20 protein-coding genes are annotated in these 21144 nt (G+C 65.4%); 11 read left to right on the top strand and 9 right to left on the bottom strand.

Features of this window, described 5'->3' with window-relative positions; genetic code table 11:
- Positions 1–401: 401 nt before the first annotated feature.
- The 4 genes from NSQ78_RS11000 to NSQ78_RS10985 form a co-directional block, all read right to left on the bottom strand.
- On the bottom strand, positions 402–944 hold the full coding sequence (locus NSQ78_RS11000; RefSeq protein WP_149901826.1) for a hypothetical protein: 543 nt from the start codon (positions 942–944) through the stop codon (positions 402–404).
- Positions 945–1554: 610 nt separating this feature from the next.
- Positions 1555–2193: an outer membrane lipoprotein chaperone LolA gene (gene lolA / locus NSQ78_RS10995; protein ID WP_049467715.1), complete on the bottom strand. Its 639-nt coding sequence runs from the start codon at positions 2191–2193 to the stop codon at positions 1555–1557.
- 150 nt (positions 2194–2343) lie between these two features.
- Positions 2344–4275 carry a DUF3857 domain-containing protein gene (locus NSQ78_RS10990; protein ID WP_049467718.1) on the bottom strand — a complete coding sequence of 644 codons (1932 nt, stop codon included), beginning with the start codon at positions 4273–4275 and terminating at the stop codon, positions 2344–2346.
- Between the two features lie 39 nt (positions 4276–4314).
- The gene (locus NSQ78_RS10985; protein WP_064238502.1) at positions 4315–6675 is read right to left on the bottom strand and encodes a DNA translocase FtsK; all 2361 of its coding nucleotides are present in this window, start codon (positions 6673–6675) and stop codon (positions 4315–4317) included.
- 233 nt (positions 6676–6908) lie between these two features.
- On the opposite strand from NSQ78_RS10985, the gene trxB reads away from it, so the two are divergent.
- Complete coding sequence (gene trxB / locus NSQ78_RS10980) at positions 6909–7880, top strand: thioredoxin-disulfide reductase (protein WP_005416486.1); 972 nt, start codon at positions 6909–6911, stop codon at positions 7878–7880.
- Positions 7881–7986: 106 nt separating this feature from the next.
- On the opposite strand, the gene NSQ78_RS10975 is transcribed toward trxB, so the two are convergent.
- Positions 7987–9465 (bottom strand): N-acetylmuramoyl-L-alanine amidase, encoded by a 1479-nt coding sequence (locus tag NSQ78_RS10975; protein WP_064239644.1) that lies wholly within the window; start codon positions 9463–9465, stop codon positions 7987–7989.
- Positions 9466–9657: 192 nt separating this feature from the next.
- Here NSQ78_RS10975 and NSQ78_RS10970 point away from each other — a divergent pair, with 192 nt between their 5' ends.
- The 4 genes from NSQ78_RS10970 (at position 9658) to NSQ78_RS10955 (ending at position 12482) form a co-directional block, all read left to right on the top strand.
- The gene (locus NSQ78_RS10970; RefSeq protein ID WP_064238501.1) at positions 9658–10782 is read left to right on the top strand and encodes a GNAT family N-acetyltransferase; all 1125 of its coding nucleotides are present in this window, start codon (positions 9658–9660) and stop codon (positions 10780–10782) included.
- Positions 10783–10847: 65 nt separating this feature from the next.
- Positions 10848–11588, top strand: a complete 741-nt coding sequence (aat, locus tag NSQ78_RS10965) for a leucyl/phenylalanyl-tRNA--protein transferase (protein ID WP_064238500.1) — start codon at positions 10848–10850, stop codon at positions 11586–11588.
- An 86-nt stretch (positions 11589–11674) separates the two neighbouring features.
- The gene (gene infA / locus NSQ78_RS10960; RefSeq protein WP_005409596.1) at positions 11675–11893 is read left to right on the top strand and encodes a translation initiation factor IF-1; all 219 of its coding nucleotides are present in this window, start codon (positions 11675–11677) and stop codon (positions 11891–11893) included.
- A 202-nt stretch (positions 11894–12095) separates the two neighbouring features.
- Positions 12096–12482, top strand: a complete 387-nt coding sequence (locus NSQ78_RS10955) for a hypothetical protein (RefSeq protein ID WP_049467732.1) — start codon at positions 12096–12098, stop codon at positions 12480–12482.
- 48 nt (positions 12483–12530) lie between these two features.
- Here the strand turns inward: NSQ78_RS10955 and NSQ78_RS10950 are convergent, their stop codons facing one another.
- The 3 genes from NSQ78_RS10950 to clpA all read right to left on the bottom strand — a co-directional run bounded on the left by NSQ78_RS10950 (position 12531) and on the right by clpA (position 15567).
- The gene (locus NSQ78_RS10950) at positions 12531–12818 is read right to left on the bottom strand and encodes a HigA family addiction module antitoxin (protein WP_049412360.1); all 288 of its coding nucleotides are present in this window, start codon (positions 12816–12818) and stop codon (positions 12531–12533) included.
- An 8-nt stretch (positions 12819–12826) separates the two neighbouring features.
- On the bottom strand, positions 12827–13105 hold the full coding sequence (locus tag NSQ78_RS10945; RefSeq protein ID WP_049467735.1) for a type II toxin-antitoxin system RelE/ParE family toxin: 279 nt from the start codon (positions 13103–13105) through the stop codon (positions 12827–12829).
- 176 nt (positions 13106–13281) lie between these two features.
- Complete coding sequence (gene clpA, locus NSQ78_RS10940) at positions 13282–15567, bottom strand: ATP-dependent Clp protease ATP-binding subunit ClpA (RefSeq protein ID WP_049467738.1); 2286 nt, start codon at positions 15565–15567, stop codon at positions 13282–13284.
- A 138-nt stretch (positions 15568–15705) separates the two neighbouring features.
- On the opposite strand from clpA, the gene NSQ78_RS10935 reads away from it, so the two are divergent.
- Complete coding sequence (locus tag NSQ78_RS10935) at positions 15706–16518, top strand: APH(6) family putative aminoglycoside O-phosphotransferase (RefSeq protein WP_064238499.1); 813 nt, start codon at positions 15706–15708, stop codon at positions 16516–16518.
- Positions 16519–16597: 79 nt separating this feature from the next.
- On the opposite strand, the gene clpS is transcribed toward NSQ78_RS10935, so the two are convergent.
- A complete protein-coding gene (gene clpS, locus NSQ78_RS10930; RefSeq protein WP_006444529.1) occupies positions 16598–16924 on the bottom strand; it encodes an ATP-dependent Clp protease adapter ClpS in 327 nt (108 codons plus the stop codon).
- 112 nt (positions 16925–17036) lie between these two features.
- Here clpS and NSQ78_RS10925 point away from each other — a divergent pair, with 112 nt between their 5' ends.
- The 5 genes from NSQ78_RS10925 to NSQ78_RS10905 all read left to right on the top strand — a co-directional run bounded on the left by NSQ78_RS10925 (position 17037) and on the right by NSQ78_RS10905 (position 21133).
- Positions 17037–17510 carry a hypothetical protein gene (locus NSQ78_RS10925; RefSeq protein ID WP_049467743.1) on the top strand — a complete coding sequence of 158 codons (474 nt, stop codon included), beginning with the start codon at positions 17037–17039 and terminating at the stop codon, positions 17508–17510.
- A 1-nt stretch (position 17511) separates the two neighbouring features.
- On the top strand, positions 17512–17973 hold the full coding sequence (locus tag NSQ78_RS10920) for an NUDIX hydrolase (protein WP_064238498.1): 462 nt from the start codon (positions 17512–17514) through the stop codon (positions 17971–17973).
- Complete coding sequence (mnmA, locus tag NSQ78_RS10915; RefSeq protein ID WP_064238497.1) at positions 17970–19112, top strand: tRNA 2-thiouridine(34) synthase MnmA; 1143 nt, start codon at positions 17970–17972, stop codon at positions 19110–19112. Before NSQ78_RS10920 ends, mnmA begins: the two co-directional genes overlap by 4 nt.
- Positions 19109–19723, top strand: a complete 615-nt coding sequence (gene hflD, locus NSQ78_RS10910; protein WP_049467751.1) for a high frequency lysogenization protein HflD — start codon at positions 19109–19111, stop codon at positions 19721–19723. The genes mnmA and hflD overlap by 4 nt, the downstream gene beginning before the upstream one ends.
- A gap of 219 nt (positions 19724–19942) precedes the next feature.
- Positions 19943–21133 (top strand): methyl-accepting chemotaxis protein, encoded by a 1191-nt coding sequence (locus NSQ78_RS10905; RefSeq protein WP_014647075.1) that lies wholly within the window; start codon positions 19943–19945, stop codon positions 21131–21133.
- Positions 21134–21144: the final 11 nt, after the last annotated feature.

Genomic DNA, 21144 nt, shown 5'->3' with positions numbered 1-21144 from the left:
ACGTGAGCAGCATAATCAGATTGCTACCGTGAACGCCGCCACCCTGGCCCCGGCCATGGCATCTAGGCCTTCGACAGCTCAAGCGTGGAGCTGGGCCTTTGTGAGCTGCCACCCTTGTCTCTGAACGCGACGCCCCTCTGCGATCAAGGGCCACATTTGGAATCGATGACCATCTCAGCCGCGCTCGGTCCGGAGCACATCGGCGCGGCGTCGGCACGCTGGGCGTTTCCAGGGGTTTCGATTGCTCCAGGCTGCGTCCTCATAAGGCCCGCAGGGAGATGAAGTCGACCTGCCGTTCACTGGGAAGTCTCGCGAAAGCTGGAACGCAGCAACATCGCCGCGCAAGGAAAGCTGCTGCAGCCCGCTACTGCATCGAGATCGCTGCAGGCCTATAACAGGTACTAGTCAACCAGAGGTGAGAATACCCCCTCATCCACCAACCTGGAGCGAATTCGCTCAATTTCCTTAATGCCAATCAAAGATACTCCATCGAGCAGATCGTCAACCTCGGGCTCCAAAAGGTAGGAAAACCGCTTGAAGTACCCAACGGCATTCATCTTATCCAGATCAGATATCACCGGATCGGCCGCGTATACATTAAGGGCATTCAATCTCAGGCACTTGACCAAAAATTCCAGATCGCAGAACGATGAAATTTCCTCAATGAGCCGACGGGAGTTTGGCCGCGGGCTACCAGCCCGGAGCAATGCAACCCATTCCTGGGAAGTAAAGTCCGCCCAAACAAACGGTGTTCCCAGCATCAGTTCGGACGAATAGACGTAGGGGTACTCTCGGAAGTTGAACACCAGGAATTCAATCGCATTTTGCCTGCGTAGTTCATGATGGAATTCCATAAAATACGGAATTCCGACTTTGTCAGATCGCCCATAGCCATTGTAGATGCGCTCACAGAGCGCCGCGACGCTACCGGAAACTGGAATCACTCTAAAATCTCCTAAGACACCTTCTCCGAGCGTTCGAAAAACCCATCATTATCAATATGGAAGCGGAACCCCTGCAGCTTCGCATGAGATAGGACAAGACCCACATATCTCAATATCGCCGGATACCTGGCAGCCTCGACCGCTGCTGGTAGATAGTGCCTCGACTTACTGTCTACGACGGTCACCTTACCATCACCTCGCAGCTTTAGCTGACCGGCCGCCAGAACACCCAGCCACAGAACCCGCAGTAGCAGTGGGCGCACTTACTTGCTTGTGGCAGCTATAGCAGCAGCGATGGTGGTGGCTGCCATTGTCATCGCTGCACTCATGCCAGAGGCGACTCCGGACGGATTGCGGCTGAGGATCCCGCCGCCGTGCAGGCAGCGTAGGCGGAAGCCACCCAAGCCACCATAGGTGGATCTGTACAGAACGCCCTTGGCTGAACCTATGGTTCCCAGCAGGATCAATCTATGACTGCCCGTCTACAGGCCCGGTGGATCAGGTCAACGGGTTCGGTAGTGCCGGCCGCTGGCCGGCTGATCCCAAGCGTGCCAACCAACGGTTGGCACCCACCGGATTCGGTAGCGCCGGGCCATGTCCGGCGCCCTGATCAATCACCGATGACGTCGGTGCCCTTCGGCGGGGTGAAGCTGAAGGTGCCGGCGGCGAAGCCCGGGTTGCGCTTCCAGCCACTGAAGCTGATCACGGTACGCTGGCCAACCGCATCGGTGATTTCCATCTTGGCCAGGCCCTGCGCGTTGAAGCCCAGCGCCGCGTACTGGAAGCTGGCTTCGGTCTCGCGCTTCGGCGACAGCGACAGCCACTGCAGGCCATCGCGCTGCGCAGCCTCTTCGCTGACGTCGTACTGCTGTTCCAGCAGCGCCGGATTGATCAGCGCGGTCAGCGGGCTGTTCTGCTCTTCCTTGCCCTGCTCGCGCACGGTGGCCTGCTCCAGGTCCGGCTCGTACATCCAGACTTTCTTGCCGTCAGCCACGATCAACTGCTCGTGCGGGCGCACGTATTCCCAGCGGAACAGGCGCGGCGCCGACAGGGCCACGCGGCCGCTGGTCGATTCCTTCACCTTGCCGCGGCTGTCGAACACCTGCTGGCTGAACTGGCCATCCAGGCCCTTCAGGCCGCTGGTGAAAGCCTTCAGGTCATCGCGGGCGCCAGCCCAGGCACTGCCGGCGGCGGCGCAGGCCACGGCCAGGGTGGTGGAAGCAAGGAAACGGCGGAAGCGGACGTTCATGCGGAAATCCTGTGGGCACGCAGGCCAGGAAAGTTGGGTGTGAGTGTGCCCGGTGCAAGCTGAATGGGCGATCAGGGCGACATTATGCCGCCCTGATCGTCGAACGGCGATGCACGCACGAAGGCGGCTTCATCCATGCAGGGCGCGGTTCTACTTCAGCCGGCCATACAGCACCTGGCCACGGAAGCCGCGCCGCACTTCGCGATACAGCGCGCGGAACGCCGGATAGTCCTGCGGCTGGCACAGCGCCTCCGGGCCACGCACCGCATTCTGCTGCAAGCGGTGGTGCACGATCACGTCCTGGCCCTCGCGGCTCCAGTCCACGCGGTATTCGCCGGCGGCGTTGGCGAAACGCTGGCTGGCCGGGATGGCGATGATCGGTGCATTGGCCGGGAACTGCAGGCGATAGGTTTCCTCGCGCAGGCTGGCATTGCAGTAGAACGGCGTTTCGTTGGCCGGCGCCGAGGCAGTGGCGTACAGGCCGCGCACCGACTCGCCACCCGGCGGGTCCGGCACGGCCATGCCCCCGGCCACGCTGAAATCGGCGTAGTCCTCGGCCTGGAACGCCATGCGATAGCCGAAGGGCCGGGTCAGATCGCCTGGCACGCCCTGGATCTGCAACTGCCCGCGCCCGTCGAAACCCGACGCGGCCATGATCTGCTCCTCAGCGCGCGCACGGTTCTGCGCGTTGAGCTGTGAGAACTGCGCGCGCATGCCGATCTCGGCGTTCTCGCCCAGCTTCGGAATCGTCTCGCCGCGCAGGTCGCCGTTGGCGTCGAAGGTGAAGCGCACTTCCATCGACGTGGCGTTGCGATCGGGCGTGTTGGCCGGGGTGCGCGCCAGCGTCGCGTCGCGGGTGCGCACCACCGGCGCCCCCAGATCGCCTTCCGGCAACTGTCCGAAGCGCGCCCATGCCGTGGTCGAATCCAGGTACAGATCGAACTCGGGGATGTAGGTGATGGCGTGGTTGAAGCGGCCCAGCACCGGAATCTTCGGCAGCGTCGGACCGCCCCCGGCGCCAATCAGCACCGGCGAGCTGGCGATGCCCTTGGCCGCCAGCAGCGCTTCCAGGATCGTCACATGGTCCTTGCAGTCACCATAGTGGTTGTCGAGGATGCTCTGCGCGCTGTTCGGCTCCAGGCCGCCATTGCCCAGGTACACCGCCACATAGCGGATGTTCTGCGCCACCCAGCGGTACAGCGCGTCGGCCTGCCCGCGGCGGTCGCTGATGCCGGCGGTGATCTGGTCGGCCAGCGCCTGCAGTTCCGGCGTGACCTGCGCCGCCGGCCCGGCCTTGCGCTGGTAGGCGCGGCCCATCTGCGCCCAGTCACGATACGTGCTGGCCATGATGTTCGGGCCGAACTCCCAACCGGCGGCCGACCAGTTCTGCGCCGGCATCGCCTCACGCCGCTGGTAGCGCCAGCGCCACTGCGCCTGGCCGTTCTTCACTGTCGGGCGATCGCTGCCCTGCACGCCGCGGCTGTCGATGAACATCGGCAGGTTGGCCGGCGCACTCAGGGTGACCTCGGCGTCCTCGTATTCGGTGAAGACATTGAAGGTCTCCCACAGGCCGAAATAGCCCGGGAAGTACGGCGTCAGCTGGGTCCGGCGCACCTGGTAGTACAGCCGCGTGCCCGGCGCCAGGTTCGGGAACACGATCACCCGCACCTTGCGGTCGGCGTACATCGCCGCCGAGGCGCTGGAGTAGCTTTCCTGGGTGTAGATGCGGTCGGCCGGCACGTCGCGGCGCTGGCCGTCGGCGGTGATGGTGTAGGCGCCAAGCACCTCCAGGGTTTCCATCTTCTCGCTGTAGCTCAGCCGCACCTGGCTGAACTGCTCGACCGAGGCCTTGGTCTTGAGCAGGACTTCGTAGGTTTCGGTCTGCACATTGCCCGCATCCGGCCGGACCTGGTAGTCGGCGCGGTAACGGACAATGCTGAAATTATTGCTGGCTTCGGTATCGCCGCTGGTGGAAGGCGGCGCCGTGGCGGGCGCGGAGGTGGCGGTTTCTGCCAGTGCCGGACTGGCAGCCAGCAAGGCTGCCAGCGCCAGTGCCAGCGCGCTTGGTACGGGGTGAAGCATGCGTCGGTTCCTTGGACGTCGTGGGGGATACCTCGGGTCTTACTTCGGCGGCGGCGGTGCCAGCACCGTGCGGTCGCCGTTGTGCTCGGGTGGGCTGACCACGCCGGCCGCTTCCATGGCCTCGATCAGTCGCGCTGCACGGTTGTAGCCGATCTTCAGCCGGCGCTGCACGCCGGAAATGGAGGCGCGACGGGTCTCGGTGACCACCCGCAGCGCTTCGTCATACAGCGGGTCGGACTCGTCGCCGGCCGCACTGGTCTCGGGCAGGCCGGTGGCACCGACGACCACGCCGTCGCCCATCGTCTGCACCTCGTCCAGCACCCCGTCGACATAGTCGGCCGGGCCCATCGCCTTGAGATGCTCGACCACGCGGTGCACTTCGTCATCGGACACGAACGCACCATGCACGCGCTCGGGCAGCGCGGTGCCCGGCGGCAGGTACAGCATGTCGCCGTGGCCGAGCAGGGTTTCCGCGCCGGACTGGTCGAGGATGGTGCGCGAGTCGATCTTGGAGCTGACCTGGAAGGCGATACGGGTCGGGATGTTGGCCTTGATCAGGCCGGTGATCACGTCCACCGACGGGCGCTGCGTGGCCAGGATCAGGTGGATGCCGGCCGCACGCGCCTTCTGCGCCAGGCGCGCGATCAGCTCTTCGACCTTCTTGCCGACGATCATCATCATGTCGGCGAATTCGTCGATGAAGATGACGATGAACGGCAGTGTCTCCAGCGGTCGCGGCGCCTCGCCCAGTTCCGGATTCGGCTTGAACAGCGGGTCCATCAGCGGCTGTCCGGCGTCCTGGGCTTCCTTCACCTTCTTGTTGAAGCCGGCCAGGTTGCGCACGCCCACTGCGCTCATCAGCTTGTAACGGCGCTCCATCTCGGCCACGCACCAGCGCAGGCCGTTGGCGGCCTCCTTCATGTCGGTGACCACCGGTGCCAGCAGGTGCGGAATGCCCTGGTAGACGCTCAGTTCGAGCATCTTCGGGTCGATCATCAGCATCCGCAGGTCCTTGGGCGAAGCCTTGAACAGCAGGCTCAGCACCATCGCGTTGACCGCCACCGACTTGCCCGAACCGGTAGTACCGGCCACCAGCAGGTGCGGCATGCGCGCCAGGTCGGCCACCGTCGGGCGGCCGGCGATGTCCTTGCCCAGCGCCAGGGTCAGCACGCTGGCCGACTTGTCATATTCCTTCGAGCGCAGCAGCTCGGACAGGAAGATCATCTCGCGGGTGACGTTGGGGATCTCCAGGCCGATCACGGACTTGCCCGGAATGACATCGACCACGCGCACCGACTTCACCGACAGGCCACGCGCGATGTCCTTGTCCAGCGAACTGATCTGGCTGACCTTGATGCCCGGTGCCGGCTCGATCTCGAAACGGGTGATGACCGGGCCAGGGTTGGCGCCGACCACCTGCGCATCGATGCGGAAGTCCTTCAGCTTGAACTCGATCTGCCGCGACAGGGTTTCCAGCGTTTCTTCGTCATAGCCCTTCGGCTGCGGCTTGGGATCATCCAGCAGCGCCAGCGGCGGCAGGTCGGAACCATCGCCGTTGACGCCACGGAACATCGGAATCTGGGTATCGCGCTTGGCCCGATCACTCTTCTCGATCACCGGCTCCGGACGCGGCTCGATCTTCACCGGCTCGCGCTTGGCGCGCACCTCGGCGTCGGCCTTGCGCACTTCCTGGCGTTCCTCGCGCATCACCCGGGTCTGCTTCCACTCGGTGACTTCTTCCTTCTTGCGTTCCAGCAACGGCGCCAGCGACATCACGCCGCGGCCGATCTTCTCCATCACCGTGAACCATGACAGCCCGGTCGCCAGGGTGATCGAGGCCAGCAGCAGCACCAGCACGAACAGGTTGGCCCCCAGCGCGCCGAAGCCCACCGTCAGCGAGTTGCCTACCAGCTTGCCGAGGATGCCGCCGGCACTGGCGACATCGCCACTGAACAGGCGCACATGCAGGAAGCCGGTGCCGGCAATCAGGAACCCGACCAGACCGACCAGGCGCAGTGCCGGATCCAGGTCGTTCTCGCCCTTGCTCTCGCGCTTGAGGCCGAACATGGCGATCCAGGCCAGCGCGCCCAGCACGATGGGCAGCAGGAAGGCGATGTAGCCAAACAGCTGCAGCAGCACGTCGGCGATCCAGGCGCCGGCACGGCCGCCCAGGTTGTGCACCGGCGCAACCACGCTACCGGTGTGCGACCAGCCCGGATCGGTCGCTGAATAGGTGAAAAGACTGGCCGCCAGATAGAGCAGGGCCGGCGCGATGGCGATCAGGCCCAGATCGCGCCAGAGGCGCTGGCGGCGTGGATTGTCGGTCGTCGCCGCCGCGGCCGTGCGACGTGACGCCTTGCTGTCGTCCGACTTGGAGCGTTCAGGGACCTGCTTCGCCACCTTAGACCATACCTTTGGAATGCGCTGTTAGTGATTGATAATAAATGAGACGGCGTCAGTTTTCAGTTATGCGACATCTGGCCGCGTCCGGACAGGGCCGAAACCACCGCTGGATGACGGCGTTCTGTTCATCGGCTTGAATCGCCCTGCCCCAGCCGCCACTCTATGACCTGCCGAGGATGCTGCGCAAACATCGCCAGCGCCTTGTCCCATCTACCTTTTCGCGAGTTTACATGAGCACCAGCCTGCCCTCCCGCCACCAGCGCCTCGTCATCCTCGGTTCCGGACCGGCCGGCTGGACCGCCGCCGTCTACGCCGCCCGTGCCAACCTGAAGCCGGTCGTCATCACCGGCCTGCAGCAGGGTGGCCAGCTGATGACCACCACCGAGGTCGACAACTGGCCGGGTGACGCCCACGGCCTGATGGGCCCGGACCTGATGGCGCGCATGCAGGCCCACGCAGAGCGCTTCGAGACCGAGGTCATCTTCGACCATATCCACACCGCCGACCTGTCGCAGCGCCCGTTCAAGCTGATCGGCGACAGCCATGAGTACACCTGCGACGCGCTGATCATCGCCACCGGCGCCACCGCCAAGTACCTGGGCATCCCGACCGAAGAGACCTTCAAGGGCCGCGGTGTCTCCGCCTGCGCCACCTGTGACGGCTTCTTCTACCGCGACCAGGACGTGGTCGTGGTCGGTGGCGGCAACACCGCCGTGGAAGAGGCGCTGTACCTGTCCAACATCGCCCGCAAGGTCTACCTGGTCCACCGCCGCGACACCCTGAAGGCGGAGAAGATCATGCAGGACAAGCTGTTCAGGAAGGTTGCCGAAGGCAAGATCGAGACCGTCTGGCACCATCAGGTGGAGGAAGTGCTGGGCAACGACGCCGGCGTGACCGGCGTTCGCGTGAAGTCCACCCTGGACGGCAGCACCCGCGACATCGACGCCCACGGCTTCTTCGTGGCCATCGGCCACCACCCGAACACCACCCTGTTCGACGGCCAGCTGGCGATGAACAACGGCTATCTGGAAATCCGTTCGGGCCTGGGCGGCAACGCCACCCAGACCTCGGTGGAAGGCGTGTTCGCCGCCGGCGACGTGGCCGACCAGCACTACCGCCAGGCGATCACCTCGGCCGGCTTCGGCTGCATGGCCGCTCTGGACGCCGAGCGCTATCTGGACGCGCAGGGCAAGGCCAGCTGAGAAGCGAACCTGCTTCTGTAGAGTCGAGCGATGCTCGACCGAGACCAAAGGCCGGCGCGAAAGCGCCGGCCTTTGTGTTTTCAGGAGTGCCAGGCCATGCCCACCCTCACGTCCGCACGCACGCCTGCGAGAACTCGACAGGTGCCGACGCAACCCCGTCCGCGTCCCTCAGGAGCGCACTCCAGCGCGCGACGCCCGTGCCGACGCCATTGCAGGCAAGATTGATCACCACCGGTTGCATCGGATCATCAAAGGTCCTCGTCGACGAGGAGCACGCACCCACCTCGGAACAGGTCGTCAGCGAGAGCTCCACCGACAGCGGATACTGGGGGTTCCCGGCATAACGGACTTCGACATCCCTGGCCGATTGAACGGGCACATCGGTGTCTGGAATCGGATGCAACGCCAAGGGCTCGCACGTCTTTCCCGTAGCCCACAGGCGATAGCCCTTTTCCACCCCTTTCATCGACGCCGAGCGGAAGACGGGATCCTGCAAGGCAGCCACATCGTCAGGATTGGAGTGGTAGGCGGTTTCGACGATCACCGAGGGCATCTTCCCGATGCGGTTCTCGCCGTGCCTGGCCGAGGTCGAACTCTCGCGAATCGGGAAATCCCGATAGCCCGGTTGCGCTCGGATGATTTCACGCATCCCACAGAGAATGCTATCCGCCAGCGCCTTGTCCTGCGGTTTGTCCTGATGATAATAGACCTCGGTTCCACGCAGGCTGGCTGAATCGCTGCCATTGGTGTGCAGGCTCAGCATCACATCCACACCCAGATGGTTTGCGTAGTTGGGGCGAGCCCGTATGTCCTCTTCCTTTTCGCGAGCAGACTCTGGGCTGTTCGGAAACTCATTCCACATGTCGGTGCGTTCGGGGAAAAGCGCCTTGAGGTGGTAGCGGGATGACATGTGCTCCCATGGCTTCCCGGACTCCGGATGGAGTTCCGTGGAGCGGCTGCGTGCCCGGTGCACTGTCAAACCGCTACGTTGTTCGATCAATCCTTGCAGTTCGTCACCAAACAGTGGACTCAGCGTGTCTTCCTGGATGCCGAGAGGCGCTGGGCGCTGGAACTTCCATTCTCCGCTGGGATGCAAGCTGATGTAGCCATGGCTTGCTGACACCAAAGCTGATGTATGCGTCGACTTCTCTTTCGTCTTCGGCGGAACGGCCAGATCCTCGGGGTAGTATTCCTCAAGGGTTTTTCCGTCAAACAGGAAGTCAATATCATTCACATCCAGTCCCGACTTCTCGGCGTAGTACCTCAACGTAGACGCCATCGGAATCAGGAAGAGCTCGTCGTAACCGCGATCCGGGCCGGGAAGGTATCCAGGCCCAAAGCTGATCACCATCGATCTTGCCTTCACATCCAGACGGATGCTGACGCTGATTTGTCGCAGCTCACCCCTCTCCTGCAAATGACGCGTCAGCTGGTTCGCAGCTTCACGCTCCAACAGCGCAACCACCTCCGCGTAGGCACCTGGATCCTCAAGCACTTTTGCCGGCTGATCTCCAGAAGCCAACACGGGTGGCACAAAGATCAGGCCGCACGCGACCGCGGCAGTTGCAAGCTTCAATCCCTTCATCGTTGATTTCTCCATGTGGTGGGATGCGCGCCGCTCATGCAGCGCCCCGCCACCCTGCCGACCCGTGCGCCGGCGATTCCGCACCCAGCGCACACGGATGGAGAATTCAAATTTTCCTCACCTCCAACCGAAACAAACCAACCCAGCTCCGCCAACACCGTTCGCGATCCACCTGACCTATCCTTGCCAACCATGCCCTCCACCCGCTTCCTCCACTCCCTTCAGTCCATTCCCGCCACCGACTGGGACGCCCTGCACGACGGCCAGAATCCGTTCGTCAGCCATGCCTTCCTCTCGGGCCTGGAACAGCACGGCTGCCTCCGCGAGGACTGGGGCTGGCAACCCCGGCACTGCACGCTGTGGGAGGGCGAGCGCCTGATCGGCGCCATTCCGGGCTACCTGAAGACCAACTCCCACGGCGAATTCGTGTTCGACCATGCCTGGGCCAACGCCTATGCCCGGCATGGCCGCGACTACTACCCGAAGTGGCTGGGCGCGGTACCGTACTCGCCGGTCACCGGGCCGCGCCTGCTGGCCCGTCACGATTCAGATCGCGCCGCGTTGCTGTCGGTGTTGCGTGATGCGCTGCCGGCACTGGAGGTGTCATCGGCCCATGTCAACTTCCACACCGCAGCGGACGAAGCGCTGTTCGGCGAGGACTGGCTGCTGCGCGAGGATGTGCAGTTCCAGTGGCAGAACCCCGGCGAGTGGGTAACGTTCGAGCAGTTCCTCGCCGCGATGGACCACAAGCACCGCAAGAACATCCGCCAGGAACGGGCCAAGGTCACCCGCCAGGGCATCACCTTCCGCGTGGTGCACGGCGACGAGGCCAGCCGCGCCGACCTGCAGGCGATGTACCGCTTCTACCTGCAGACCTTCCTGGAATACGGCAATGCCCCGGCGCTGACCGAGCCCTTCCTGCGCCATCTGGCGATCTCGCTCGGGCGTGGGCTGGTGCTGTTCCTGGCCGAGCAGGAAGGCCAGCCGATTGCCGGCGCACTTTGCCTGCGGGGTGGCAGCACTCTGTATGGCCGCTACTGGGGCGGGGCCACCCTGCCCGGCCTGCATTTCGAAGCCTGTTACTACCAGGGCATCGAGTACTGCCTGCGCGAAGGCCTGAGCCGTTTCGAGCCGGGCGCGCAGGGCGAGCACAAGCTGGCGCGCGGCTTCCTGCCGACCCTGGTGCGCAGCCGGCACTGGGTGGCGGACGCGGACTTCGCCGAAGCGCTGCAGGACTGGTGCCGGCAGGAGCGGCGCGATGTGCGCCGGTACCGGCAGGAGCTGCTGGGGCACAGCCCATTTCGCGCGGACGGGTGACCTGCCAACCAAGGTGGGCATCTGCCGCGGCATTCGCGCGGGGCCGCGACGAATACAATGCCGGCATGACCCGCCAGCTGCCCTGGCGCCTGGCCGACGCGCCGGACGCGCCCTTTCCCCCAGCCGAGACCGCCCTGCGCCAGCCCGACGGCCTGCTCGCCGTGGGCGGCGACCTGCACCCGGCGCGCCTGCTCAACGCGTATGCGGGCGGCATCTTTCCGTGGTTCAGCGAGGGCGAACCGATCCTGTGGTGGTCGCCCGACCCGCGCATGGTGTTCCGCACCGATGGCGTGCACCTGTCCAGCCGCTTCCGCCGCCAGCTGCGTGGCTGCGACTGGGAGGTCACTGCCGACACCGCGTTTGGCCAGGTGATGCGCGCCTGCGCCGCCGCGCCGCGGCCCGGCCAGGACGGCACCTGGATCAGCCCGGCCATGATCGAGGCCTACAGCCAGCTGCACGACCTCGGGTTTGCCCACTCGTTCGAGGTCTGGGACCGGCAGACGCTGGTCGGCGGCATCTACGGTGTGGCGATCGGTACCGTGTTTTTCGGCGAGAGCATGTTCAGCGGTGCCAGCGGGGGCTCCAAGATCGCGCTGGCCGCGTTGGCGGCCACGCTTGGCGGCTGGGGCTGGCCGCTGATCGATGCCCAGGTGGAGAATCCACACCTGCTGCGGATGGGCGCCACGCATCTGCCGCGCGCGGCGTTTCTGGATCATGTGCGCCAGGCGGTGCGCGACAAGGGCCGTGAAGGCCCGTGGACGCAGGCGGTGGGACGCCTGTCGGCTCGGCGTTTGGCCGGGGGTTAACACAAACTTTGCAAGCTGGGCCGGTCACGCGTAAAATACTGCGCCTTAGGCCCAGCGTGGCCGTTTTCTGAACCGCACAGGACTACATGTCGAAAGACGATTCCATCGAGTTCGAGGGCACCGTCAGCGAGACGCTGCCGAACACCACTTTCCGCGTTCGTCTGGAAAATGGGCACGAGATCATTGCCCATATCTCCGGCCGCATGCGCAAGAACTACATCCGCATCCTCACCGGTGACCGGGTCAAGGTTGAAATGACCCCGTACGACCTGACCAAGGGTCGTATCACCTACCGCATGAAGTAAGCGGTCGGCGCCTGGCGCCACGTCGACAAGGCCAGCCCTGGTTGCTGGCCTTTTGTCATGCCTGCCATCCGGCCCTGCCGGAGGTCATCGTGACCGAACTCACCGTGACGTCGGTCAGCCCTGCTTGCGGCAGATTCGCATCTGCATCCGCGGCGGCATCGTAGGAACCGATCCAGTCCGGATCGCCATCCCCTGCCCCGCCATGAACATGCCCTCGCTGACCGCCCTACTCATCGCCCTCGTCGCGTCCGCCAGCGCGCTGCCTGCGCGCGCCGCCGATACCCCCGCTGCGGCGAACGCCGCTGACTGCATCCAACTGGGCGGCGACCAGCAACTGGTGCGCGCCGGCGCCTCGCGCAACATCCTGCTGCGCAATGGCCAGGACCACTATGTCGTGCATTTCCAGGACGACTGCTCCGCTGCGGCCCATTCGCGCAAGCTGAGCTTCTTCACCGATGGCCAGCAGGGCCTGCTGTGCGCCGCCGGGCGCAGCCAGCTGCGCACCGACGCCAACCGCTGCACCGTGGCGCAGGTCGAACCGATCGACGAGGCCACCTTCAAGAAGAAAGCCCGCCAGCGCAGCCGCTGACGTCGCGTACAACAAGGGCGGCCGAAGCCGCCCTTGTCAGGAAGGGTGTCACCGCACAGGCGCAACCAGTGGCAGCACCCGCGGCTGCTCGTGCTGCCGCGCCAGCCAGAGGTCGTAATTGGATTGCAGCCCCATCCAGAAAGCCGCCGTACTGACCCCGGCCATTTCCAGGCGGATGGCCAGATCAGGACTGATGCCCGCCTTGCCGTTCAAGACCCGCGACAATGCCACCCGCGACATGGCCAAGCGCTCGGCCGCTTCGGTCACCGAGAGATCCATCGGATCGAAGACCATCGCCTTGATCGTCTGCCCTGGATGTGGGTGGTGATGAATCATGCGCAACCTCAGTGATAGTCCAGGTAGTCCAGCAGCTCCACATCGCCACCGGTGAAACGAAAGGTGATCCGCCAGTTGCCATTGACCCACACAGACCAATGCCCCCTCCGGTCGCCCCGCAGCTTGTGCAGGCGCAATCCAGGCATGGCGAGATCCTCGGGACCCGATGCCACGTCCAGGATCGACAGGATCATCAATACCCTGCTGGTGTGACTGTGTCGGATCCCGCTGCTGATACCGGAGCGGTAGAGCCGCTCGAGGCCTTTGTGGCGAAAGCCGATGATCATCACTGTATCCCGTATCGTTGCGCGATACAAATGAAGCAATCCCCATCGCGCTCACGAAACAGCATTGATGCCTTCGCACCCTTCCAGCAAGGCCGCAGGCGACAGGCCCAGCACAACAAGGGCGGCCGAAGCCGCCCTTGTCATGTCAGGTCCGTCGAAACCGGACGGAGGTCAGCTCATTCCACCGTGACCGGCAGCAAGCGCTCCGGTTCGGCCTGGGTCTCGACCACCAGTTCGTCGTCGCGCACATCGATGCTCACCTTGCCACCATTGACCAGCTTGCCGAACAGCAGCTCGTCGGCCAGCGGCCGCTTGATCTTGTCCTGGATCACGCGGGCCATCGGACGGGCACCCATCAGCGGGTCGAAGCCGTGGTGGGCCAGCCAGTCGCGCGCGGTCGGTGTGGCCGACAGGCTGACGTGCTTGTCCTGCAGCAGCATCTCCAGCTCGATCAGGAACTTGTCGACCACGCGCAGGATGTGCTCGAAGCCCAGCGCCTGGAACTGCACCACCGCATCGAGGCGGTTGCGGAATTCCGGGGTGAAGCTGCGGCGGATGGTCTCCATCGCGTCGGTGGCATGGTCCTGCTTGGTGAAGCCGATCGAACGCCGCGAGGCCTGCGCCGCGCCAGCATTGGTGGTCATCACCAGCACCACGTTCTTGAAGTTGGCCTCGCGACCGTTGGTATCGGTCAGCACGCCGCGGTCCATCACCTGCAACAGGATGTTGAAGATGTCCGGATGCGCCTTCTCGATCTCGTCCAGCAGCAGCACGCAGTGCGGCGTCTTGACGATCTTCTCGGTCAGCAGGCCGCCCTGGTCGAAGCCGACATAGCCCGGAGGGGCACCGATCAGACGGCTGATCGAATGCGGCTCCATGTACTCGGACATGTCGAAGCGGACCAGCTCGATGCCCAACTGCAGCGCCAGCTGCTTGGTCACCTCGGTCTTGCCGACACCGGTCGGCCCGGCGAACAGGAAGTTGCCGATCGGCTTTTCCGGATTGCCCAGGCCCGAGCGGGCCAGCTTGATCGCCGAGGACAGCGTCTCGATGGCCGGGTCCTGGCCGAAGATCACCATCTTCAGGTTGCGCTCCAGGTGCTGCAGCACGTCCTTGTCGGTGGCACTGACCTGCTTGGTCGGGATGCGCGCCATCTTGGCCACGATCGCCTCCACTTCCTCGACGTCGATCAGCTCCTTGCGCTGGCCTTCCGGCAGCAGGCGCTGGCGGGCACCGGCCTCGTCGATCACGTCGATGGCCTTGTCCGGCAGCAGGCGGTCGCCGATGTGCTTCACCGACAGGTCCACCGCCGCCTGCAGCGCTTCGTCCGAATAGGTCACACCGTGGTGCAGCTCGTACTTGGACTTCAGTCCCTGCAGGATCTCGTAGGTCTCGCCCACGGTCGGCTCGACGATGTCGATCTTCTGGAAGCGGCGGGCCAGCGCCCGGTCCTTCTCGAAGATGCCGCGGTATTCCTGGAAGGTGGTCGAGCCGATGCAGCGCAGCTCGCCGGAGGCCAGCGCCGGCTTGATCAGGTTGGACGCATCCATGGTGCCGCCCGAGGCCGAGCCGGCACCGATGATGGTGTGGATCTCGTCGATGAACAGCACCGCGTTGGGCACCTTCTTCAGTGCGGTCAGCACGCTCTTCAGGCGCTTCTCGAAGTCGCCGCGGTACTTGGTGCCGGCCACCAGCGCGCCCAGGTCGAGCGAGTAGATCACCGCGTCGGCCAGCACTTCGGGTACCGAGCCCTCCACGATGCGGCGGGCCAGGCCCTCGGCGATGGCGGTCTTGCCCACGCCGGCCTCACCCACGTACAGCGGGTTGTTCTTGCGGCGGCGGCACAGGACCTGGATCGTGCGCTCGATCTCGTCGGCGCGGCCGACCAGCGGATCGATCCGGCCGGACCGCGCCTGTTCGTTGAGGTTGCTGGCAAATTCGGTCAGTGCATCGCCCTTCGGCTCGCCCTCCCCGCCCTCCATGCGGCCCTCGCCCTCGGAGGAGGAGGACGGCTGCTCGCCTTCCTCGCCCAGCTTGGCGATGCCGTGGGACAGGTAATTGACCACATCCAGCCGGGTCACATCCTGCTGGTTGAGGTAATAGACGGCATGGGAGTCCTTTTCGCCGAAGATGGCGACCAGCACGTTGGCGCCGGTGACCTCCTTCTTGCCCGAGGACTGCACGTGGTAAACGGCCCGCTGCAGCACCCGCTGGAAACCCAGCGTCGGCTGGGTATCGCGGCCGTCATCTTCGGCCAGGCGGGACACGGAGGCCTCGATGGCCTGCTCCAGCTCCTGGCGCAGGCGTTCGGCGTCGGCACCACAGGCCTTCAGTACGGCCTGGGCAGACGGGTTGTCGAGCAGTGCCAACAGCAGGTGTTCGACCGTCATGAACTCATGCCGGGCCTCACGGGCGCGCTTGTAGCACTGGCCGATGGTGTGTTCGAGGTCTTTGCTGAACATGGATTACTCCGGCGGCAGATGGGAACAATATGCGGCCTGACTACGCGATTTCCATCACCCTAGCGGATTGCTGCGTTCAGATGGCGTTAGCACTGCAGATCGCTTGATCTTCATTCACTCCAGGATCGTACAACCGGCATGAGCGAACCCTACCTGAGCCGCTGGCGATTGCGGCGTGACGGCCCGGCCATCCGTACGCCCCACGCCCGGCTCTGGCCGGTGCTGACTGCCGCCGGCGAGCCGGCGATACTGAAGATCGCCGGCGAAACCGAGGAGCAGAACAGCCATCGCCTGCTGCGCTGGTGGGACGGCGATGGCGCTGCCCGCCTGCTGGCCCACGAGGGGCCGGCGATCCTGATCGAGCGCGCCAGCGGTCAGTCGCTGCGGCAACGCTCGATCGATGGCGCCGATGACGCCTGTACCACGATCCTGTGCCAGGTCCTGCAGCGGTTGCACCGGCCACGGAGCGCGCCGCCTGCAGACCTGGTCTGCCTGCGTAGATGGTTCGCCGACCTGCTGCAACCAAGGGCCGCGCTGCCGCCACTGCTGGAACAGTGCAGATCACTGGCAGGAGGGGTGTTGCAGGAAGAACAGGAGATCCGGCCGCTGCACGGCGACCTGCACCATGACAACGTGCTGGATTTTGGTGCGCGCGGCTGGCTGGCCATCGATCCGAAACGGCTGCTGGGTGACCGCGCGTTCGACTACACGACGTTGTTCAGCAATCCGGATCTGTGCGGCCCGGGCATCCACGTGGCCACGCGGCCGGAGCGGTTTGCCGCCCGGCTGGAACAGGTCAGTGCGCTGGCTGGGCTGGAACGGGCGCGCCTGCTGCGCTGGATCGCCGCCAGCGCGGCACTGTCGGCCGTGTGGTTCCGGGACGATGGCGACCCCGCCGACATCGACGAGGCGGTGGCGCGGATGGCACTGGAGGCGCTGGCGGAGAGGTGAGACCCGCGCTTGGCAGGTGCCCACCTTGGTGGGCACACCCATCCGGGATCGATGTGCCCGGAGGAGAATCGGCAGCCGGTCAGGCCTTTTCCATCGTGCACAGCAGCGGGTGCTGGTTCATCCGCGAATACTCGTTGACCTGGGCAACCTTGGTCTCGGCGACCTCGCGGGTGAACACGCCGCAGACGCCGCGGCCGCGGGTATGGACGTGCAGCATCACCTGCGTGGCCTTGTCCAGGTCCATGCTGAAGAACTGCTGCAGTACATCCACCACGAAATCCATCGGGGTGTAGTCGTCGTTGAGCAGCATCACCTGGTAGAACGGCGGCGGCGCCACTTCCGGGCGCGCGGGCTCCACGGCAACGCCGTGCTCGTGATGGGAATCGGGGGAGGACTCATGGGGCATCCACCCATTATAGAGGTTGCACCGCGCCTGCGTCGGCCCGCCGCGGATTGGACGGCACGCACGCCCAACGTCACAATTGCAGCTTCTTTCAACACTGCTTCACAGGATCTTCATGAAAAGGACCCTTCTGCCCGCCCTGCTGATCACCCTGGCCGCTGCCGGTGCTGCCACCGCCGCACCCCAGGCCGACAAGTCCGTGGCCCGCCACCTGGACAAGCTGGGTTACACCTACGAGGTCGACGAGGATGGCGACTACCGCATGGTCTTCGACGTCGAGGGTGACCGCACCCAGATGGTCTACGTGCGCTCGGCGGTGGAAGACTTCGGCAGCCACAACATCCGCGAGATCTGGTCGCCGGCCTACAGTGCCAAGACCAAGCAGTTCCCGGTGGCCGTGGCTAACCGCCTGCTGGAAGATTCGCAGGACGCCAAGATGGGCGGCTGGGTGAAGCAGGACACCACCGCCATGTTCGTGGTGAAGATCGACGCCGATGCCACCCCCGACCAGCTCAGCGACGCCATCGATGCGGCCATCCGCACCGCCGACGCGATGGAGCTGGAACTGACCAAGAAGGACGAATTCTGAGTTGAACGCCACGCCGGACCCGCACTGGGCACCGCACGCCACCGTCGCCACGGTGGTGGTCGACGGCGGCCGCGTGCTGCTGGTTGAAGAGACCATCGACGGCCGCCCGGTGCTGAACCAGCCGGCCGGCCACCTCGAGCCGGGCGAAAGCCTGGCCGAGGCCGCCCTGCGCGAGACCCGCGAGGAAACCGGCTGGACCGTGCAGCTGACCCACTTCATCGGCTGCTACCAGTGGACCGCCGGCGACGGCACTGCCTTCCTGCGCTTCTGCTATGCGGCGCGCCCGGTCTCGCACGACCCGGCGCAGCCGTTGGACACCGGCATCGACCGTGCGCTGTGGCTGACCCCGGCCGAGCTGCAGGCCGCCGGCGCGCGCCAGCGCAGCCCGCTGGTATGGCAGGTGGTGGCCGATTACCTGGGTGGCCAGCGCCATCCGCTTTCACTGGTCCGGGAGGTCGCATGAGCACTCCGCGCGTGATGGTGGGCGTGTCCGGTGGCGTCGATTCCTCGGTCGCCGCCTGGCGCCTGGTCCAGCAGGGCGAGGCCGTGGCTGGCCTGTTCATGCAGAACTGGGCCGACGACGGCAGCGGTGACTGCCGCGCCGAGGACGACCGCCGCGATGCGGTGGCGGTCTGCGGCCTGCTCGGCATCCCGTTCCACTTCCGCGACTTCTCCAGCGAGTACTGGCAGGGCGTGTTCGAGCACTTCCTGGCCGAGTATGCGGCCGGCCGCACGCCGAACCCGGACGTGCTGTGCAACCGCGAAGTGAAGTTCAAGCATTTCCTGGATGCTGCCCGCGAGCTGGGCGCCGAGCGCATCGCCACCGGCCACTATGCCCGGGTGACCCAGCGCGGCCACCAGTGGCTGCTGCTGCGCGGCGCCGACCGCTCCAAGGACCAGAGCTACTTCCTGCACCAGCTGGGCCAGGAGCAGCTGGCGGCCACCCTGTTCCCGATCGGCGACCTGGAAAAGAGCGACCTGCGCCGGATCGCGCGCGACGTTGGCCTGCCGACCCACGCCAAGAAGGATTCCACCGGCATCTGCTTCATCGGTGAGCGCGATTTCCGCGAGTTCCTTGGACGCTATTTGCCGGCCAAGCCGGGCCAGATCCTCGACCCGGCCGACGGCAGCGTGATTGCCGAGCATCCGGGCGTGTTCTATTTCACGCTGGGCCAGCGCGAGGGCCTCAACATCGGCGGCGTGCGTGGCCGCCCGGCTGCACCGTGGTATGTGGTCGGCAAGGATGTGGCCAGCAACATGCTGTACGTGGACCAGGACCGCGACAGCCCGTGGATGCTGTCCGGGCGCCTGCGTTCGGAACGCGCGCACTGGATCGCCGGCGCGCCGCCGGCGCGGCGCTTCGAATGTACTGCCCAGACCCGTTACCGCCAGCCCGATGAGCCCTGTACGGTGCAGGTGCTGGACGACGGCAGCGTGCTGGTCACCTTCGCGCGCCCGCAGCGCGCCGTTACCCCCGGTCAATCGTTGGTGCTGTATGACGGTGACGTGTGCCTGGGTGGCGCGGTGATCGCCGCCACCGATGCGCCGCTGGAAGAGCGCCTGCGCACCACCCCCTCCCCTTTTGAGGTAATCGCTGCATGAGTTTCACTGTCGACGACCGCGTCCTGGCCCTGGCCGGCATTGCCCAGGCCCTGCAGCAGGTCCGCCGCATCGCCGATACCGGCCATTCCGACGCCGCCGCCGTACGCACCGCCGTGGACAGCGTGTTCCGCGTGGATGCGTCCTCGCCGCAGGCGGTGTTCGGTGACCGCCATGCATTGAAGGCGGGGCTGCGCCTGCTGCACAACTACTTCCGCAGCCAGGGCCAGGACCCGATCCTGCCCAAGCTGGCCCTGTCGGTGCTGCAGCTGGAGCGCCGCTTCGTGCAGGACGGGGCGACCGTGAACAAGGTCGCCTCGGGCATCGAGCGCGCCCAGCGCCAGGCCGCCGAACTGGGTGACAGCGGTCACCCGGACGTGCTCGCCAGCCTGGGCGGCCTGTACGCCGACACCATCAGCCACCTCAAGCCGCGGGTGATGGTCCAAGGCAACCCGCACTACCTGGGCCAGGCCGGCGTGGTGGCGGAGATCCGCGCCCTGCTGCTGGCCGCGGTGCGCGCGGCGGTGCTGTGGCGGCAGCTGGGTGGCAGCTACTGGGACTTCCTGTTCGGGCGAAAGGCGATGATCGAGGCCGTGGACCGCCTGCTGGCCTGAGGGTGTGGGGTCAGAGCCCTTTTCCATGGAAAAGGGATCCGACCCCGTTGCTGCCTGCCCAAGGGGTCGGATCCCTTTCCGACACGGAAAGGGCTCTGACCCCGAGGCCGCCAGGGCGCCGGAAAACCGGCGCATTCAGAATGCACTTCGAGGCACATCGACGTTAAAGAGAAAGGGGGTACGGCCGATACATCCTTCGTGCACCTCCCGAGAACGTCCATGTACTCACGCATTTTCATCCGTCTGGCCGCCCCCCTGGCTCTGACCCTGCTGCTCCCCTTCGCCATCGGTTTCGAATGGCCGGCCGCCCTGCGCTGGGCGATCCTGACCACGATGACGCTGAGCTGGCTCGGCTTTGCGTGGTGGACCACCCGCGCCCAGGCACATCGTTCCCCCGAGCACGCCCGTGTCCTGCGCGAACAGGACCAGCTGCTGACCGAGCTGCGCAACTTCGTCGGCAACGAGATCGACGGTTCGCGTGGCGAAGTGGAACGCGCCCGTGACCTGATCCGCCAGGCCGTCTCCAGCCTCGGCGGCAGCTTCGATGCGATGAACCGCAAGTCGCGCCAGCAGAGCCAGGCCCTGTCGCGCATCGTCGACCGCGCCGGTGATGAAGGCAATGCCGGCCTCGACGTCGCCCGTTTCGCCCAGCACGCCAGCCATCGCATGGAACAGCTGGTGGAAGCGCTGGAACAGGTCAGCGGCCAGAGCAGCACCACCGTGCAGCACATCGACCAGATGGCGCAGCACCTGGATGGCATCTTCGCGTTGCTGGAAGACGTCAAGTCGATCGCCGACCAGACCAACCTGCTGGCGCTGAACGCGGCCATCGAAGCGGCGCGTGCCGGTGAAGCCGGTCGTGGCTTTGCCGTGGTCGCCGACGAAGTGCGCAACCTGTCCGAGCGCTCGACCACCTTCAACGAGCAGATCCGCAAGCTGGCGCACAGCTCCAAGGACGCCATTGCCAAGGTGCGCGAGACGGTCTCGCACATGGCCTCGCGTGACATGGACCGCTCCCGCGAAGCGCGCCAGGAAGCGGCGGCGATGCTCGACAATGTCGCGCAGATCAATGCCTCGCTCGGCGACGGCATGCGCGAAGTGTCCGAATGCGCCCGTGCGATCGATGGCAGCGTGGCCGAAGCCGTGCGCGCCCTGCAGTTCGAAGACATCGCCACCCAGGCCCTGGGCGGCGTGCACACCCACCTGGACCGCCTGACCGCCATCAATCGCGAAGCGGTGGCCCTGCAGGAGCTGCTGCACCGCAACGGCGGCGTGTTCGACGAAGAGATTGCCAGCGCCCTGCAGCGCACCGGCAACCGCCTGCGCGAGCTGCGCAGCGAATGGGAACGCCCGCCGCACAAGCCGGTCGCCCAGCAGAGCATGGGCGCCGGCACCGTCGAGCTGTTCTGATCCTGATGTCC

This window comes from Stenotrophomonas sp. FSL W7-1447 (assembly GCF_037966425.1).
Classification (GTDB): domain Bacteria; phylum Pseudomonadota; class Gammaproteobacteria; order Xanthomonadales; family Xanthomonadaceae; genus Stenotrophomonas; species Stenotrophomonas pavanii.
The sequence above is the reverse complement of the archived record's forward strand: the minus strand, read 5'-3'. Positions and strand labels throughout refer to the sequence as shown.